This is a genomic window from Paenibacillus sp. EKM301P, from assembly GCF_011800295.1.
Classification (GTDB): domain Bacteria; phylum Bacillota; class Bacilli; order Paenibacillales; family Paenibacillaceae; genus Paenibacillus; species Paenibacillus polymyxa.
Genome location: NZ_JAALFM010000081.1, coordinates 1 through 483, shown reverse-complemented (window position 1 = coordinate 483; position 483 = coordinate 1). Strand labels below are relative to the sequence as shown.

General features: G+C 56.3%; 1 protein-coding gene. It reads right to left on the bottom strand.

Translation table 11 applies throughout. The annotated features are described in order from the left end of the window. Positions 1-483 (bottom strand): condensation domain-containing protein (locus HFD99_RS24910; protein ID WP_167441063.1); only part of this gene is annotated, 483 nt, incomplete at both ends.

Here is a 483-nt window from a genome sequence, read left to right as displayed (position 1 = left end):
GCCTCTTCCTCTCTGGCTTCCAGCGTGAAGTCAAACTTCGCCGGTGTTTGCTCCAAGCCGTATGGACGGAAGCTCAGGTCTGCCAGTTGCAGCTCGCCTTCCTCCGTCGTTTGCAGGGTAAACATCGTATCGAACAGCGGATGGCGACTCATATCCCGCTTCACATTCAGCTTTTCCACCAATTCCTCAAATGGATAGTCCTGATGTTCGTAGGCTTGCAGGGCCCGAACCTTCACTTCTTCCACGTAGCTGCGGAAGGTATGTTCCGCTGTCGGATAGTTTCGCAATGCCAACGTACCGACGAACATCCCGAGGATTGGCTCCAAATCGGCATGCGGTCGTCCGGCAATCGGCGTGCCGACAACGATGTCCTCTTGGCCGCTGTATTGATGCAAGAGTGCGGTGTACGCCGCCAGCAGCACCATATACAGGGTAGAGCCTGTGTGCGCCGCCAGTTCCTTCAGGCGTTCGCTCACTTCGCGT